This is a genomic window from Arthrobacter sp. (assembly GCF_031988865.1).
In the GTDB taxonomy this organism is placed as follows: Bacteria; Actinomycetota; Actinomycetes; order Actinomycetales; family Micrococcaceae; genus Arthrobacter_B.
In genome coordinates, this window is record NZ_DALZXY010000039.1 from 1 (window position 1) to 15,192 (window position 15,192).

Sequence of the window (15,192 nt, forward strand, 5' to 3'; positions counted from 1 at the left end):
AACTTGTGAACAAAATTTGTGAAATTCAACTCACATTTCGGTAACTTTCCGCCAGTGGGTTCAATGCTGGACGCCGACGCTGCTGCACGCGCGATACCCACATAATGAGCAATCCCGAAATTGCGAGGATTGCGGCCAGGAAGGGAATTAGTGCAGTGAAGATGCCCAGATAGACCACTTCCTGCAGGAAGCTGAAAATAACGACCAGCGCCAAGCCTGCACCAAAGAACCCTGACCCAAACCGGCGCAGGACCCGGAGCCGGGGGTTTCCAGCCGCCGCTATCGCAGGACCACAAAGGCAGGCGGCTACATAGGCGGGATACAGGCGCCCCAGTGAAGCGTAGGACTGGACCGTGAGCTGCGTCTCGTAGGCCTGCAGTCCGACAGAGGACTCGGGGAGGTCGCTGGCGGCAAAGAAGTAGACCGTCAGCCCCACAGTCAGGACCAGCGCTGCAATGCCTACCGGCCCGATGATCAGCCTCCGTGCTCCCAGGGCGCCAAAAGCCGCCGCTGTCTTCACACCCAAAATGACAAATACGGCGTACAGCGTCAGCCTTAGAACAAGGTTGGCCAGGTTCTGCCCACCAAGCCAGGCGTCTGCGACGTTGTAAAAGCCCGGAAGGCTGAGCCCCATCGCGAGTATGATCAGCACCATTCCGGCAAACATCGCACGGTTCTGGCCCCGCAAGGCACCCGGCAACCGCAGCAACAGAAGCAGGACAGCAAGGCCCAAGGCCGTCGCTTGGACGGCAACATCTACGGTCATCCCAAATTCTCCAATAGTGCCTGATCGAACTTCTCGTCTTGTTCCCGTTTGCGCAACACCTTTGACAGCGCATCGAGGCGATCCCGCGCCAGGATCACCAAGTCGACATCGGAAAGCTCCGCAATGGCCTTCTCCCGGCCCTTAGGCGGCCACCCGCCCTCTTCAGGCTGCAGTACGCCGGTGACAACAAGCCCACTGGTGAGCGATACCCCCGCAATCCGGGCGGCCGCGATCGCCAGCTCCGGTGCCAGGCGTCCCGCGGTTAGCTGTGCGGAGATGTTCTGGGGCGCTGTGCCCGTTACGGTCGAGAGCTGCTGACGGAGATCCCCCGGGTCGATGGCATCAAACCATTGCCGCACGGAGCTGGTGTGCGGGTAGTCGCATAATTCCGGTTCACGTATCTTGGCGCCCTCGGTCGCCGTGGCTCGGTCCAAAAGCGCCTTGAGGATGCAGGGGTAGGACACCTGGCTGATGAGTTCGGCCTGCGTCGGCTCGCGCCTGCCCTGATCCAGGCCGGCAAACTCGGTGAAGGAGGACAACGCCGTGACGGGATCCTGCCCATAGGCCCTGGCCACGCGTATGACGGTGGCCATGGAGACTTTGTTCCGGACCAGCTGCTGGGCGAGCGTTGACCGCTTGATACCGGTCATCCGGCACAGGTCCGTCGTCGACTCGTGCGGGGCTACGGTGGCGCGCCAATGTTGGAAAGCCTTGGCCGCTACCGCCACTGCGCCTCCTCGATTGGATTCTCCGGTTACCAGTTAGTATACTTCTGGAACTGGCTCCCCCCTCTGCGTTCCCCCCATATGCAGAGGCGGGAGCCAGCTCCAATTAACGGGTGGTTCCCTGCCTGGTTTTTCCGGCCGCTACCTACGCTGCGTGGCGGGTTCTGAGCCCGCCCGTATACGTCACCCGGCACGCCGGCGCGCGGCGAGGCGAGCAGCTTCCCAGGCTTCCTCGAGATGGTCAACGGCGGCTGCATAAGCGCCAAGGGCAGCAGCGTCCAAGGGGCGGAACTGCGCCTCCTCCTTCGCGGCAAGGGCATCCCGCGCGGCACGGGCAAGCCGGCTGGTCGCCTTTTCCCGGACGTCGCCCAGCCCCGGATAGTCCACACCTTTCCAGGGGTCGAGTTCATAGGAGCTCCACTCCCGAAGCACTGATTCCCGGCGCTGTTCCAAGGAGTTGAGCTGTTTGGAGTGGGCTTTCTCCGCACGCGCGAGTTTCCTTGCCCGTTGCCGGCGGCGAAGCCAGATCCAGGCACCGGCGGACCCGGCCAGCAGGCCAAGCCCCGTTACTGCGGCAGCACCCGTCCCTGCCAGGCCGGCCCACGCCACGGCCAGGACTGCGGTCAGCAGTCCCGTGAACCCAACCCAGAACAGGCGCTCCCCGTCATCCCTGCGCAGGGCTGAATCCAAAGCGGGCGCCGTGAACAGCACGGCAGCAGCCGCAAGCAGGATTGCAGGGATCGCAGCAAGCAATCCGCCGTCCATGCCAGGCATACGCTGCCCCCTTACCCTCCCCCGCCGGCACCCCCAGCATCTGGGATAGTCCCCAAAATACCAAGTATGCTTATGTCCGGAGTTTCCGGCGGAAACCGTTGGACCTCCAGCATCGCATGAGGCCTCACAACTAAGGAACGACATGTTGCTACCTGCCCCCCGGGGAATGCTGAGCTCCGCGCTTTTGGATGCGCTCCTGGCGAGTGCTGATGCTCCGCCCGAGAAGTTCGGTCAGCTAGCGGGACTGGGCGAGAGCGCCCTGGCCGGCAGTAAAGACCTGCTGCGCGACGACGATATCCAACTCGCGCTCTTTTGCCTCTACGAGCTCCACTACAGCGGGCTGGACGGGGTGGATCCGGCCCTGGAATGGGAACCTGAGCTTATCCGCCTGCGGCGCACCCTGGAAGCCGCATTCGAAGCCACCCTGCGGAAGGTAGTTCCCGTTCCGGAAGCACCGGCTCCTGAAGCCGAACCGGTGGCGCAGACACTTTTCGGGATGGCAGCCGACGACGACGGCCCCTCGGTCTCCCGCTGCATTGCCCGCCATGCCACCGAGGACCAACTGCGCGAATTCCTGATTCTGCGCTCCGTTTACCAGTTGCGCGAGGCGGATCCCCACAGCTGGGCCATCCCGCGCCTTCCGGTTGGACGGGCCAAGGCAGCCCTGGTGGAAATCCAAGCCGACGAGTACGGCGGCGGGCGCCCGGAACGGATGCACTCGAAGCTCTTCGCCCGCACAATGGAGGGCCTGGGACTGGACGCCCGATATGGCTACTACCTGGACCGGGTTCCCGCACTGGTACTCGCCTCCTCCAACGCCATGTCCCTGTTCGGGTTGAACCGCCGCCTTCGGGGCAGTATCGCCGGGCACCTGGCGGCCTTTGAGATGACCTCTTCCATCCCGAACTCCTTCTACGCCAAGGGTTTCCGCCGGGCGGGATTCGATTCCGACGTCACCTACTACTTTGACGAGCATGTCGAAGCCGACGCCGTGCATGAGCAGATAGCTGCACGTGACCTTGCCGGCGGTCTGGCGGAAGCCGAACCGGAGCTCCTGCCGGACATCCTCTTTGGTGCGGCGACCGTCCTGACTCTCGACGCGTTGCAGGGCGAGTTTCAGCTGACGGCTTGGAAGGAGAACACGTCGGCGCTGCGCGCCCCCGGCTCCGATCCGCATCCGGCTGCCGCTGCCCTGGCCGCCGATGCCGCAGCGGCCGGGGTTTCGGCGTGAGCAGCACCCGTGCGGGCAATCCCGACGCACTGATCGAGTCCACCGGCGTGAGCGTTGTCGCCGCAGGAAGCCGGGACAGCGCTTCCGGCAGCCCTGACCCGGTGTCAGTCATGGCATGCCCCGGCGGCCCCTTGCTGGTGCGCGGAGACTTCGAGGTTTTTGACGCCGATGGAACACCGGTTCCGAAGAACCGGGAGACTGTGGCGCTGTGCCGCTGCGGCGGCTCGAAGATCAAACCCTGGTGCGACGGCACCCACAAGCTGCTCAAGCGCAGCTCCGCCACGGACTAGTCAACGCAGCTAAGACCACATGACTGGGCTTTCCCTGTTGGGTTATACCCCTATGGGGTATATGGTGAAGGCATGCGCGAAGAACACCCGCAAGTGGATCATTCAGCGGAATCCGACCGCGGCTACGGCCACCATGCCCAAGCGGCTGATTCTCCCCATAGCCAGGACGAACACGCGGATCATGGGCAAGGGGGCCATGGAGAACATGGGCACAGCGGGCACGGCGACCATGTCGGACAGTTCCGGCGATTGTTCTGGATCATGCTCATCCTCGCCGTCCCCGTGGTGGGGTTCAACGACATGTTCGCCCATCTCATTGGCTACCACCTGCCCGACGCCGCCTGGGTGTGGTGGGTCTCCCCCGTCTTGGGCACCGTCATGTACTTCTGGGGCGGCCGGCCCTTCCTGACCGGCGCCGTCTCCGAGGTCCGGTCCCGGAAACCGGGAATGATGCTACTCATCGGACTGGCGATAACGGTGGCCTTTATCGCTTCCTGGGGTGCGAGCCTGCACCTGCTCGACCCTGAACTGAACTTCTGGTGGGAACTGGCCCTGCTGGTCGTGATTATGCTGCTGGGCCATTGGATCGAGATGCGCTCCCTGGCCCAGACCACCTCCGCCCTGGACTCCCTGGCGGCGCTGCTGCCCGATGAGGCAGAGAAGGTCGACGGCGACGACGTCGTCAAGGTTTCCCCCGCCGACCTGGTGGTAGGCGACGTCGTCATCGTTCGGCCCGGCGCGTCCGTGCCAGCCGACGGAAAAATTGTCGACGGCTCCGCGAGCATGGATGAGTCCATGGTTACCGGCGAGTCCCGGACCGTACGCCGCGGGCGCGGCGACCAGGTTGTTGCCGGCACCGTCGCGACCGACTCCGGCCTGCGGGTCGAGGTCACAGCCATCGGCGATGACACTGCACTGGCCGGTATCCAGAAACTCGTGGCCGACGCGCAGGGATCCTCATCCCGCGCCCAGCGGGTCGCGGACAAGGCAGCGGCATGGTTATTCTGGTTCGCCCTCGGCTCGGCGGTCATCACCGCCGTCGTCTGGTCGCTCGTTGGACTGCCCGACGACGCCGTGGTGCGCACCATCACCGTGCTGGTGATCGCCTGCCCCCACGCCCTTGGGCTGGCAATCCCGCTGGTGGTCTCGATCGCCACCGAACGCGCTGCCCGCGGCGGCGTCCTGATCAAGGACCGCCTGGCCCTGGAATCCATGCGCACCGTGGACGCGGTGCTGTTCGACAAGACGGGCACCCTGACCAAGGGCGAGCCCACCGTCACCGCCGTCGAACCAGTTGACGGCCGGACCGGGGACGAGGTCCTGGCACTTGCCGCCGCTGCCGAAGCTGACAGCGAGCACCCCCTGGCCAGGGCCGTCACTGGGGCAGCGCGCACCCGCGGGCTCAGCGTACCCAAGGCAACGGACTTCTCCTCTTCCCCTGCCGTCGGAGTCAAGGCCACTGTCGCAGGCGCAAACACTGTGGTGGAGGTCGGCGGACCGTATCTCCTCGAGGAGCATGGCGCCAGCGAACTTCCGGTCGCCGATACGTGGCGGGCTGAAGGCGCGATCATCCTGCATGTGCTGGTGGACGGCAACGTCGTCGGCGCCCTGCGGCTGGCCGATGAAGTCCGCCCCGAGTCCCGGCAGGCCGTTGAGGCCCTGCACGCCGCCGGCGCGCAGGTGGTGATGATCACCGGTGACGCGCAGGCCGTCGCGGACACCGTGGCCAAGGAGCTGGGCATTGACCGTGTCTTCGCCGGCGTCCGCCCCGAGGACAAGGCCGCCAGGGTCTCAGCGCTCCAGGCTGAGGGGAGGAAAGTCGCCATGGTCGGCGACGGCGTCAACGACGCCCCCGCCCTCGCCCAGGCTGATGTCGGAATCGCCATCGGCGCCGGCACCGACGTCGCAATCGGCTCCGCCGGGGTGATCCTGGCCAGCTCCGACCCCCGTTCGGTACTCTCGGTCATCGACCTCTCCCGGGCCAGCTACCGGAAGATGAAGCAGAACCTGTGGTGGGCGGCCGGCTATAACCTTATTTCCGTGCCGCTGGCCGCCGGCGTCCTGGCGCCGATTGGGTTCGTGCTGCCGATGAGCGTTGGTGCGATCCTGATGTCCGCTTCCACCGTCGTCGTTGCCCTCAATGCCCAGCTGCTGCGGCGTCTGGATCTGTCGCCGGCGACCAGCGCTGCCCGCTTTACCGGCAATGACAGCACAGTCCCCAGCGGCAGCGGCAACACTGCCCACTCCATTTCCAACTAACCAAGCACCGCGATTCAGGAGCACACCCACGATGGCGACCACCACCAAATCAGCCGGCGGAACCGGGCACGGCTACATCAGCGACAAGGACCGCTACCTCGCCCGCCTCAAGCGCATCGAGGGGCAGGCCCGCGGCATCCACCGCATGGTGGATGAGGATACGTACTGCATCGACATCCTCACCCAGATCAGCGCACTGACCTCGGCACTGGAAAACGTGGCCCTGGCCCTGCTCGATGACCACCTCAAGCATTGCGTCGTTAACGCTGCCCAGGCCGGCGGCCCCGAAGCGGACGAGAAGATCAAGGAAGCCTCCGACGCCATCGCGCGGCTTGTGAAGTCCTGAGCCGACCTGTCCGCCTTAGCCGGCCAGGGAGGCTGCTGCGAGAACCTCGGCAAGGTCGGCGGGACGGCTCCACATGGGCCAGTGGCCTGTCGGGAGGTCGATAAGGTCCAGGTTCTCGAGCCTGGCAACTTCGGCGAACATGGGATGGCCGGAGTCGGCCAGCTCCATCATCTGCGTGCTCGGGATCGAGCAGCAGACGAGAGTGGTCGGCACCTTGAAACGGGCCTCGTTGCTGAGCTCCACGCTCTGGCGCAGCACGGGTCCGGGTTCGGGGACTGCCCGGGTCCGGAAACGCTCGAGGACGTCGGCGTTTAGGCCCTCGAGGCTGGCTTGCTGGCTGAGCGCTTCGAAGGGCGGCAGCGGAAGCTCTTCCATTTCCGCGGGGGCGTCGGGGGCGAAGACGGTGCCGGATGCGACCGGGCCACTGTCGACCCAGATCACCCTGCGGATCTGATTGGGGTGCCGATCGAGTACGAGGCTCACTGGAGCGTTGGCTCCGCTGTGAGCAACGATGACTACCGGGCCGGAGTCAGTAGCCAGGACCTGCTCCACCGCCGCGCTTTGGTCCTGGAGGGTCCTGGACGCTCTGTCCGGGTCTGTTGCGTCGAGACCGGGCAAGGTGACCGGAACAGCCCGTACGCCCTTGGCAGCCAGGTGTTCCAGGACCTCGTCCCACGCCCACGCCCCCAGCCAGTGTCCGGGGATCAGAAGGATGGTCGGGCTCTTCGAGTCTGTCGTCATGCCACGATCCTCGCAGGCCTCTTGGACAGCGGTATGTCACTATTTCTGGCCTGATTTTGGCTAGGGTGTGGAACATGAAAAGAGGAGAGCGGCTCCACGCGTTGTCGGAAATGCTGCGGCGCAGCGGTGCTCAGGGGTGCACGGCTGACCGGCTAGCGAGCGAGTTTGGCGTGTCGGTGCGCACGATTAAGCGGGACCTCGACGCGCTCGAGAACAGCGGGGCGCCGATCTGGTCGCGTCCGGGGCCTGGCGGCGGCTACGGCCTGGCTGCCCGATCCAGCCTCCCGCCTGTCAGCTTGACCCCGGCCCAAGCCGTTGCGCTCCTCGCAGCAGTCTCAGCAGCCCCCGATGCCCCCTACGCTGACCTTGCCTCAGCGGGCATTCGGAAAATACTGGACGTGCTTGACCCTCGGACCCGGAAGAAGGCTGACGAGCTCGCGCGTCGTGTCTGGGTCAATACCGAACCGGTACCGACGCGGGCAGTCAGGTCGGCCATTGAGGAGGCAATGGCTGATCAATATGTTGTACGCATCCAGTACAGCTCGCGGAACGGTGACAAAACCACCCGCGACGTCGAGCCGGTGATTTTCGCTTCTACGAATGGCCGCTGGTATCTGATCGGCTGGTGTCAGCTGCGGAATGAAATGCGCTGGTTCCTCGTGACGCGCATTGAGCAGGCCAGCGTAACGAGGATGCGTTGTACTGGCCATAGCATCCAGGAAATCGGCATTCCTCCAGCGGCAGCCAAGTCCGTCCACAGTGCCGGCGAGTGAGGATGTTCAAACCTGCGGACGCCGCAGGTTTGAACATCCGACATTGGGTGGGCCCTGTGGGGCTCGAACCCACGACCCACGGATTAAAAGTCCGATGCTCTACCAACTGAGCTAAAGGCCCCCACCAACAAAGCCAGGTGCTGATCCTTAAAAACGGAACCCACCTGCCGTGTCGACTTTTCCACTTTATCGCACAGCCGAGGAAACGCGGAAACCCTCTCCGCCCTTCTCAGGATGGCTCTTTCGACTGTCCGTCCGGCGGGACTCCTGCGGCGGGAAGCCACCTCGATTCCACGTCCGGGCGGGAGTATTCTCAAGGCATGAGTGAGTCGGATTCATCAATTCCCCGCCATCACAAGCCGAAGCTTTATGCCCCCATGGACTTCGCCAACCATCCGGGAGGGGCCGATCCCGCACGGGTTTCCGAGGCTGCCCACCTGGCGGCGCAGGCCCTGGTCAGCCACGGGCGGGAAAACGACGACCCTGAGGTCACCCGGCGGCTGGTGGAGCTTGCCGATCAACAGGGATTGGAAGCCGTTGCCGAGATCTGGGCGACCAGCCCGGCACGATCCCTGCCGGGTGCACTGTGGCGGCTGTACGCACTTCGCGCGGCTGTCCAGCAGAACCCGGAACGCATGGCCGCGTTTTATGCCGCCGGTAAAGAAGCCGCGCAGGTCTCGAAGGTGGTCGCGGGCGTGGCCGAGCCCCTGGGCGCCGACGAGGTGCGGGCCATGGCGGATACCATCCTGTCCGGCGCCTTCGAAGGGGATTTCGACGTCGCACTGGAGCGGTTCGCGGCGTTCTGCCGCGTCGTGGCGCTCGGGGAAACCCATCATGCGGATTCGGCCGAAGCGGCTGACGGCGCCCGCGCCACAGCGCTGACCCGGAATGCGCGCCAGCTGGTGCGGACCGCGGAGGACCTGGAACATTCGGCGGACGCATGGCGCCGGGGAGAACTGGACTAGCCACACGTGAGAAGCTTCCGAGCCTGTGGATGCTCCGGTTGACATCGGGGACGGGGAGTAGAAAACTGAAATTGGTGTCGGACCGCGGAACCCCCGGGCTTCAACTTAGAGCCGCTTCGAGCGGCCTTCCGCCGAGAGGCGCTCCCGGTCCGGCACCGTTACTCTGTTCCACATCGGATATTCTTACCGGTGTGATGAGCTCCCAGCACAACTGGCCTGTCCGATGAAGCTCCGGCTGTTTCCGCAGGAAAGCGCCGGCCTGGACCTTCTTTCCCGCATGGCCGCACAGGCCGTCCGTGGCACTGCCACCCTGTCCGAAGCGCTTGGGGCAGAGCCTGCGGAGTTTCCGCGGCTCGCCGAGGAGCTGCACACCCTTGAGGCGGAGACCACCGAGCTGCATTTCGCGCTGATGACGCAGATGCGGACCAGTTTCATCAACCCGCTGCCCCGCGAAGACCTTTACGACCTCTCCCTCATCCTGCTGGCCCTGATGGAACGGCTGGACAGTGCAGCAGAGATCATCTCCCTCTACAAGCTGACGAACGTGTCCCGGCGGGCCGCCGAACAGCTTGAGGTGGTGGGGCGGCAGTCCGAACTGACGGTCGCCGCCATGCGCACCCTTGCCTCCCTCGAGGAGCTGGAAGACTACTGGATCGAAATGCTGCGCCTCAGCAAGCGGGTGGAGCGGACCCACCGGATGTGGCTGGCCGAGCTGATGAACGATCACAAGGCGCTCTCCTACATCCGCCACAGGGACCTGGCTGACCAGCTGGCAGCAGCGTCGAAGGAACTGCGCCGGGTTGGAACCTATGTGGGCAACATCCTCGTCCGGGAATCGTAGGTGACCACCGCACTGCTCGTTGCCGTGGTTGCCTTTGCCGGCTGCTATGCCTTCATCAACGGCTTCCACGACGTCTCCAATTCCGTCGCCGCAGCAGTGCGGACGCGTGCCCTGACCCCGGCAGTCGCCGTCGTGCTGGCAAGCGTCTTCAACCTCCTGGGCGCGCTTATGAGCACCGCCCTGGCACTGGTCCTGGCGGACCTCTTCGTTAAGCTTCCCCCTGGGAGCAGCGGCCTGGGAATCCTCATAGCCGGCCTGATCTCGGCGTGCGCCTGGGGCCTGTGGACGTGGTGGCGGCGGATGCCTTCCTCCTCCACGCATGCGCTGGTGGGCGGCCTTGTCGGCTCCGGAGCTGCGGCCGCACTGGTCAGCGGATCCAGCGTCACCGAATCCTTCCAGGTGCTCTGGGACCAGATTGCGCTGCCGCTGCTGCTCTCCCCCGCGATCGCCTTCGTGCTGGCCTACCTGCTGGTGTACCCGGTGATGTGGCTGATGCGGTACAGCTCGCTGCGCCGAGGAGACGCCGGGAACCGCATTGCGCAGTCCGTGCTCTCGGCCGCCTTCTCGCTCGGCCACGGAATGCAGGACGGGCAGCGGACCATGGCCGTGATCGTCCTGGGCCTGGTGGCTGCCGGGTATTCAACCGGCGGGGAGATTCCCTGGGCCGTGCAGGTCTTTGCCGGCACCGCCTTGGCCGCAGGGTCCCTGTTCGGCGGCTGGCGGATCACCCATACCCTTGGCTACCGGTTGGTGCGGATCGATCCGCTGCGCGGCATGAGCGCCCAAGCGGTGGCTACGGGCATGCTGTTCCTGGGCGGGTTGTGGCTGCACATCCCGCTCTCCAGCACCCAGACCATGACGTCGGCCATCGTCGGGGCCGGAGCCAACCGCCGCTTCGCCGCCGTCAGATTCATTCCCCTGCGCAACATCCTGCTCACCTGGGTGGTCACGGCTCCCGCAGCGGCCCTGCTGGGCGCAATCTTCTTCCTGGCCCTCAGCCCCCTGCTCTAGCCCCCCCCCGGCGGATAGCAAAAGTGCCCGTTTCAGGACTGAAACGGGCACTTTCTGCTATCTCGCGGGGGCGGGTTACCCGAAACGGCCGGAGACGTAGTCCTCGGTGGCCTTCACGGACGGGTTGTTGAAGATGACCGTGGTGTCGTCATACTCGATCAGCTTGCCGGGCTTGCCGGTGCCGGCGATGTTGAAGAACGCCGTCTTGTCCGAGACGCGGGCAGCCTGCTGCATGTTGTGCGTCACGATCACCACTGTGTAGTCGCTCTTCAGCTCCTCGATGAGGTCCTCGATGGCCAGGGTGGAGATCGGGTCCAGGGCGGAGCAAGGCTCGTCCATGAGGATCACCTCGGGGGAAACCGCAATGGCCCGGGCAATGCACAGGCGCTGCTGCTGGCCGCCGGAAAGGCCCGAACCGGGCTTATCCAGCCGGTCCCGGACTTCTTTCCACAGGTTCGCGCCGGTCAGGGACTTCTCCACCAGGTCATCGGCGTCAGACTTGGAGATCCGCTTGTTGTTCAGCTTCACGCCCGCCAGCACGTTGTCCCGGATGGACATGGTGGGGAACGGGTTGGGCCGCTGGAAGACCATGCCGATGTGGCTGCGGACGGTCACCGGGTCAACGCCGGGTCCGTACAGGTTCTCGCCGTCGAGCAGGACTTCACCCTCGACGCGTGCGCCGGGAAGGACCTCATGCATACGGTTCAGGGTGCGCAGGAAGGTGGACTTGCCGCAGCCGGACGGACCGATGAACGCCGTGACCGAACGCGGCTCCATCTTGATGGTGACGTCTTCGACCGCCAGGAAGTCGCCGTAGTAGACGTTGAGGCCCTTGACGTCGATTCGCTTGGACATGTGTTTCCTTCTGTTCTGTTCCGGTGGAGCATCCGTGCGGATTCTCCGGTGCCGCCGCAGCGGCCGGGTCTGGAGGGTCAGCGGCCGGTCTTGGGCGCGAAGATCCGGGCCACGAGGCGGGCACCGAGGTTCAGCAGCATGACCATAACGATCAGCAGCAGTGCCGCAGCCCAGGCTCGCTGGGTGCTCGGGTCCGTGTTGGTGGGTGAAGTGGGGCTCATCAGCTGGCGGTAGATGAAGGTAGGCAGGCTGGCCATCCAGCCGGCGAACACGTTCAGGTTGATGGTGTTCACAAACCCGGCAGTCACCAGCAGCGGAGCCGTTTCGCCGATTACCCGGGCAATCGCCAGCGTGACGCCGGAGGTAATGCCGGAGATGGCAGTGGGTACGACCACCTTCAGGATGGTCCGCCACTTCCGGACACCCAGGGCGTAGGCAGCTTCACGCAGCTCGTTGGGCACGATCTTCAGCATTTCCTCGGTGGAACGCACCACCACCGGGATCATCAGGACTGAAAGCGCGACGGCGGCGACGAAGCCGGTGCGGGTGCCCGGCCCAAAGAGCAGCCCGAAGAATGCCGCGGCGAACAGTCCGGCGACGATCGAGGGGATGCCGGTCATCACGTCCACGAAGAAGGTGATTGCCCGGGCCAGGGGTCCGCCCTTGCTGTATTCCACCAGGTAGACGGCGGTCAGCAGGCCGATCGGCACGGAGATGATGGTGGCCCACAGCGTGATCAGCAAGGTACCCACGATGGCGTGATAGGCGCCGCCGAGGACAGGTCCGCCGGTCTCGGCCGTGTTGTTGTCCACGGTTCCGGTCATCCCGCCCATGGAGGTGAACAGGAAGTCGTAGCTCAGCCCCGGGACACCCCGGACCAGTACGGTGAAGATGACCGAGATCAGCGGGATCAGGGCGAGGATGAATGAACCGTAGATCAGGTTCGTGGCGAACCGGTCCGTGGCCCGCCGGCTTCCCTCGACAATCCGCGTGACGATGGTGCTGCCGGCCACGAACAGGAGCGCCGCGAAAATGGCAAAGGACGCGATGTGGAATCCCAGCAGAGCCGAGAGCGCGGCGCCGAGCACGATTGACGCGCCCAGGACGGCCCACATCGCGTAGCCGGGAAGCTTGTTCTTCGTCAGGGTGGAAGAACGGGTCAGGGTGGTCTCAATCATCAGTTGGCTCCCGAGAATTCTTTGTGGCGGCTGATGATCCAGCGGGCAATCACGTTCACGATCAGGGTGATCACGAACAGGATCAGGCCGGCGGCGATCAGCTCAGAGAGCCGCAGCCCGTAGGCCTCGGGGAAGTTCAGTGCGATTTCGGCGGCGATGGTCTGGTTTCCCGGCTTGATCAGGCTGGCAATCAGGCCGCCGGAGGAGAGCACCAGGGCCACGGCCATGGTTTCTCCCAGGGCGCGTCCGAGACCAAGCATCACGGCGCTGATGATGCCGGGCCGCGCGAACGGCAGCACGGCCATCCGGATCATTTCCCAGCGCGTGGCACCCATGGCCAGCGCAGCTTCCTCATGCAGTTTCGGGGTCTGCAGGAAAATTTCCCGGGTCAGGGAGGTGATGATCGGCAGGACCATCACGGCCAGCACAACGCCGGCGGTCAGCATGGTTTTGCCGGTCTGGCTCGCGGGACCACCGAAGATGGGGATCCAGCCGGCGTTCTCCGCCAGCCAGTTGTACGGCCCCACGAGTGCCGGAGCCAGGACGGTCATGCCCCAGGCACCGTAGACCACCGATGGAATTGCCGCCAGCAGGTCCACGACATAGCCGAGCCCCTGGGCGATCCGGCGAGGAGCGTAGTGCGAGATGAAGAGTGCTACGCCTATCCCCACCGGGGTGGCGATCAAAAGCGCGATTGCGGCGGCAATGACCGTACCGATGACCAGGGGGAAGATATAGGCAAAGAAGCCCGAGCCGCCCGAGATCTCCGATGAGGATGCAGTGAAGGTGGGAAGCGCCTGCCAGAGCAGGAACGCCGCGACCGCGAACAGGACAGTCAGGATCAGGCAGCCCGCGAGCAGCGTGATACCGGAGAAGACCTTGTCTCCCGCGCGGCCAGCACCGCCGGCGCCCTGTATTGACTTGCTTGACACTGCACAACCCTTCGAACTTTTGTTGGCAAATCTGCTGCGTTTTTTGCTGAATTGTGGACAAGACACCGTACTCGCCAGTTTTCACTGTCAGCCGGTGAGATTCAAGCTGACCCCTGCCGGGCCAATGCCCCCGCACCGCCCCGTGGGGCGTGGTGCGGGGGCCGGAGCAGCCGGAATGGAACTAGGAAGCGACCTTGATGGATTCGATCGCCTTGATGGCCTGCTCCTGCAGGGTAGCGGACAGCGGGGCGTTACCTGCGGCCTCGCTGGCGGCCGCCTGGCCGTCTTCGCTGACTACGTACTCACCAAAAGCCTTGACCAGGTCAACGGTCGCCTGGTCCGGGTAGGCGGTGCAGTAGATGTGGTAGGAGACCAAAACCACAGGATATGCGCCCGATTCGGTGGTGTCCCGGGCCAGGTCCATGGCCATGTCCAGCTCGGGGCGGCCCGCGCCGGTGACCGGCGTCGAGGCTTCGACGGCCTTGGCCGCGGCGTCGGAGGAGTAGGCAACGTACTCCTCGCCTACCTTGACCGAGACCTTGCCCATGCCGCCCACGGCGGAGGCGTCCGCGTAGGTGATTGCGCCGTTGGTCGCGCTTGCTGCGGAGACGACGCCGCTGGTGCCCTGCGCGTTCTCCTGCCCATCGAGCTCCGCGGGCCATTCGCCGTCGGCCTTGGTGGTCCATACGCCCGGGGCTGCAGCAGCGAGGTACTCGGTGAAGTTCTTCGTGGTTCCGGAGTCATCCGAGCGGTGGACCACGGTAATGGGGGTGGCGGGCAGCTCGACGCCCTCGTTCTGGCTGGAAATCGCTGCGTCGTTCCACGAGGTGATCTCTCCGCGGAAGATGCCGGCGATCGTTTCGGCGTCGAGGTTCAGTTCATCCACGCCAGCCAGATTGAACGCGATGGCGATCGGGGAGATGTAGACAGGAACATTGATGGCTCCGTCGGGGCCGCAGACCGCCTGGGAGGAAGCAACTTCCTCGTCCGAGAGGTAAGCATCCGAACCGGCGAACTGGGCGCCGCCGGCCAGCAGCGCCTCGCGTCCCGCACCCGAACCGTCCGGGGAATACTGGATCGATGCATCCTGGTTGGCTGAGTTGAAACCGGCGATCCAGGCATCCATGGCCGAAGCCTGCGAACTGGCACCGGCGCCGGAGAGCGTCCCCGAGACGGTCGAGGCGGAGGCAGATGTTTCGGAGCCGGCGGCGCCGGTGGCGTTGTCGCTGCCGCACGCGGCCAAGGCCAGTGCTGCCACCGAAAGGACGGCCGCGGTGCGGCCAAAGCGGAATACCTTCACGATTGTGTTCCCTTTCAAGGGGGTATATCCGGCGCGTCAACGCCGGGAGTCTGATCGCTGGGATTTTTTCGTTCGTCCCGAGATGAGACTGACCCGCCAAGGTGAACGGAAAGTTAACTGGGGCCAAGCAGTTCGGGAATTCTGCGGCAGGGGCGGGATCCGGGGCTTCCAGCTGGCTCCGGGACGGGCTCCGGGAGACCCTGAA

Annotated in this window: 16 protein-coding genes and 1 tRNA gene; 8 read left to right on the top strand and 9 right to left on the bottom strand. The window is 64.9% G+C overall.

Annotation, left to right across the window (positions count from 1 at the left end; genetic code table 11):
* Positions 1–25: 25 nt before the first annotated feature.
* From RTN46_RS08875 to RTN46_RS08885, 3 genes are all read right to left on the bottom strand, one after another.
* Positions 26–766: a hypothetical protein gene (locus tag RTN46_RS08875; protein ID WP_312180665.1), complete on the bottom strand. Its 741-nt coding sequence runs from the start codon at positions 764–766 to the stop codon at positions 26–28.
* On the bottom strand, positions 763–1,494 hold the full coding sequence (locus RTN46_RS08880; protein WP_312180667.1) for a hypothetical protein: 732 nt from the start codon (positions 1,492–1,494) through the stop codon (positions 763–765). Before RTN46_RS08880 ends, RTN46_RS08875 begins: the two co-directional genes overlap by 4 nt.
* Positions 1,495–1,674: 180 nt before the next feature.
* Positions 1,675–2,265 (bottom strand): hypothetical protein, encoded by a 591-nt coding sequence (locus tag RTN46_RS08885; RefSeq protein ID WP_312180669.1) that lies wholly within the window; start codon positions 2,263–2,265, stop codon positions 1,675–1,677.
* Positions 2,266–2,407: 142 nt separating this feature from the next.
* On the opposite strand from RTN46_RS08885, the gene RTN46_RS08890 reads away from it, so the two are divergent.
* The 4 genes from RTN46_RS08890 (at position 2,408) to RTN46_RS08905 (ending at position 6,391) form a co-directional block, all read left to right on the top strand.
* Entirely contained in the window at positions 2,408–3,496 is a 1,089-nt protein-coding gene (locus tag RTN46_RS08890; RefSeq protein ID WP_312180671.1) for an iron-containing redox enzyme family protein, read from the top strand.
* On the top strand, positions 3,493–3,786 hold the full coding sequence (locus RTN46_RS08895) for a CDGSH iron-sulfur domain-containing protein (RefSeq protein ID WP_312180673.1): 294 nt from the start codon (positions 3,493–3,495) through the stop codon (positions 3,784–3,786). The genes RTN46_RS08890 and RTN46_RS08895 overlap by 4 nt, the downstream gene beginning before the upstream one ends.
* Positions 3,787–3,858: 72 nt before the next feature.
* Positions 3,859–6,045, top strand: a complete 2,187-nt coding sequence (locus RTN46_RS08900; RefSeq protein ID WP_312180674.1) for a heavy metal translocating P-type ATPase — start codon at positions 3,859–3,861, stop codon at positions 6,043–6,045.
* Between the two features lie 31 nt (positions 6,046–6,076).
* The gene (locus RTN46_RS08905) at positions 6,077–6,391 is read left to right on the top strand and encodes a metal-sensitive transcriptional regulator (protein WP_312180676.1); all 315 of its coding nucleotides are present in this window, start codon (positions 6,077–6,079) and stop codon (positions 6,389–6,391) included.
* Between the two features lie 15 nt (positions 6,392–6,406).
* On the opposite strand, the gene RTN46_RS08910 is transcribed toward RTN46_RS08905, so the two are convergent.
* Entirely contained in the window at positions 6,407–7,132 is a 726-nt protein-coding gene (locus RTN46_RS08910) for an alpha/beta hydrolase (RefSeq protein WP_312180677.1), read from the bottom strand.
* Positions 7,133–7,206: 74 nt separating this feature from the next.
* On the opposite strand from RTN46_RS08910, the gene RTN46_RS08915 reads away from it, so the two are divergent.
* The gene (locus RTN46_RS08915) at positions 7,207–7,905 is read left to right on the top strand and encodes a WYL domain-containing protein (protein WP_312180678.1); all 699 of its coding nucleotides are present in this window, start codon (positions 7,207–7,209) and stop codon (positions 7,903–7,905) included.
* 48 nt (positions 7,906–7,953) lie between these two features.
* Here RTN46_RS08915 and RTN46_RS08920 read toward each other — a convergent pair.
* Positions 7,954–8,026, bottom strand: a tRNA-Lys gene (locus RTN46_RS08920).
* A gap of 199 nt (positions 8,027–8,225) precedes the next feature.
* Here RTN46_RS08920 and RTN46_RS08925 point away from each other — a divergent pair.
* The 3 genes from RTN46_RS08925 (at position 8,226) to RTN46_RS08935 (ending at position 10,722) form a co-directional block, all read left to right on the top strand.
* Positions 8,226–8,870, top strand: a complete 645-nt coding sequence (locus RTN46_RS08925) for a hypothetical protein (protein ID WP_312180680.1) — start codon at positions 8,226–8,228, stop codon at positions 8,868–8,870.
* Between the two features lie 277 nt (positions 8,871–9,147).
* Entirely contained in the window at positions 9,148–9,711 is a 564-nt protein-coding gene (locus tag RTN46_RS08930) for a nuclease PIN (RefSeq protein ID WP_312180681.1), read from the top strand.
* The gene (locus RTN46_RS08935) at positions 9,712–10,722 is read left to right on the top strand and encodes an inorganic phosphate transporter (RefSeq protein WP_312180683.1); all 1,011 of its coding nucleotides are present in this window, start codon (positions 9,712–9,714) and stop codon (positions 10,720–10,722) included. It abuts the gene before it with no gap.
* 75 nt (positions 10,723–10,797) lie between these two features.
* Here RTN46_RS08935 and pstB read toward each other — a convergent pair whose 3' ends face one another.
* The 4 genes from pstB to RTN46_RS08955 all read right to left on the bottom strand — a co-directional run bounded on the left by pstB (position 10,798) and on the right by RTN46_RS08955 (position 14,987).
* On the bottom strand, positions 10,798–11,577 hold the full coding sequence (gene pstB / locus RTN46_RS08940; RefSeq protein WP_312180685.1) for a phosphate ABC transporter ATP-binding protein PstB: 780 nt from the start codon (positions 11,575–11,577) through the stop codon (positions 10,798–10,800).
* Positions 11,578–11,654: 77 nt separating this feature from the next.
* Entirely contained in the window at positions 11,655–12,752 is a 1,098-nt protein-coding gene (gene pstA, locus RTN46_RS08945) for a phosphate ABC transporter permease PstA (protein ID WP_312180709.1), read from the bottom strand.
* A 2-nt stretch (positions 12,753–12,754) separates the two neighbouring features.
* Positions 12,755–13,687: a phosphate ABC transporter permease subunit PstC gene (pstC, locus tag RTN46_RS08950; protein WP_312180687.1), complete on the bottom strand. Its 933-nt coding sequence runs from the start codon at positions 13,685–13,687 to the stop codon at positions 12,755–12,757.
* Between the two features lie 181 nt (positions 13,688–13,868).
* Positions 13,869–14,987, bottom strand: coding sequence for a phosphate ABC transporter substrate-binding protein PstS (locus RTN46_RS08955; protein WP_312180688.1), 1,119 nt, complete (start codon positions 14,985–14,987; stop codon positions 13,869–13,871).
* Positions 14,988–15,192: the final 205 nt, after the last annotated feature.

Excerpts from the sequence above, each read along its gene's own strand:
- RTN46_RS08875 (WP_312180665.1), bottom strand. The coding sequence starts at position 766 with ATGACCGTAGATGTTGCCGTCCAAGCGACGGCCTTGGGCCTTGCTGTC.
- RTN46_RS08885 (WP_312180669.1), bottom strand. The coding sequence starts at position 2,265 with ATGCCTGGCATGGACGGCGGATTGCTTGCTGCGATCCCTGCAATCCTG.
- RTN46_RS08890 (WP_312180671.1), top strand. The coding sequence starts at position 2,408 with ATGTTGCTACCTGCCCCCCGGGGAATGCTGAGCTCCGCGCTTTTGGAT.
- RTN46_RS08900 (WP_312180674.1), top strand. The coding sequence starts at position 3,859 with ATGCGCGAAGAACACCCGCAAGTGGATCATTCAGCGGAATCCGACCGC.
- RTN46_RS08905 (WP_312180676.1), top strand. The coding sequence starts at position 6,077 with ATGGCGACCACCACCAAATCAGCCGGCGGAACCGGGCACGGCTACATC.
- RTN46_RS08910 (WP_312180677.1), bottom strand. The coding sequence starts at position 7,132 with ATGACGACAGACTCGAAGAGCCCGACCATCCTTCTGATCCCCGGACAC.
- RTN46_RS08915 (WP_312180678.1), top strand. The coding sequence starts at position 7,207 with ATGAAAAGAGGAGAGCGGCTCCACGCGTTGTCGGAAATGCTGCGGCGC.
- RTN46_RS08925 (WP_312180680.1), top strand. The coding sequence starts at position 8,226 with ATGAGTGAGTCGGATTCATCAATTCCCCGCCATCACAAGCCGAAGCTT.
- RTN46_RS08930 (WP_312180681.1), top strand. The coding sequence starts at position 9,148 with ATGGCCGCACAGGCCGTCCGTGGCACTGCCACCCTGTCCGAAGCGCTT.
- pstB (WP_312180685.1), bottom strand. The coding sequence starts at position 11,577 with ATGTCCAAGCGAATCGACGTCAAGGGCCTCAACGTCTACTACGGCGAC.